At 35.5% G+C, this 301-nt stretch carries 1 protein-coding gene; it reads right to left on the bottom strand.

Annotated features, from left to right (window positions below):
* Positions 1-301, bottom strand: a 301-nt coding sequence (locus tag EZH24_RS14625; RefSeq protein WP_161976217.1) for a hypothetical protein, incomplete at both ends; no start/stop codon positions are given.

Genomic DNA, 301 nt, shown 5'->3' on the forward strand with positions numbered 1-301 from the left:
CACTTCCAAAATATTCTTTAAATTGTGGAGTTCCTCCTATAGCGGCTGCTAATACAGATGCTTTACCGCTTGCGCTATGAGTTACAGTTCGATTGGTTGTATATTCGTTAATGAAAGAAAAATTAGGATTGGCTTCAGAAAACTTTGCGCTTGCAAAACTGAATGTAGTTGAATTACGATACTCTCCCGCAAAAACTATTTCTCCATTCTTTTCTGAACTATAACTACCATCTGAATTTTTCACGGTTTTCATCATATTTTCTATATCCGTTTTGGTTATAAGCGTAGTTTTGGTATCGAC

The organism is Brachyspira catarrhinii (assembly GCF_005518285.1).
In the GTDB taxonomy this organism is placed as follows: domain Bacteria; phylum Spirochaetota; class Brachyspiria; order Brachyspirales; family Brachyspiraceae; genus Brachyspira; species Brachyspira catarrhinii.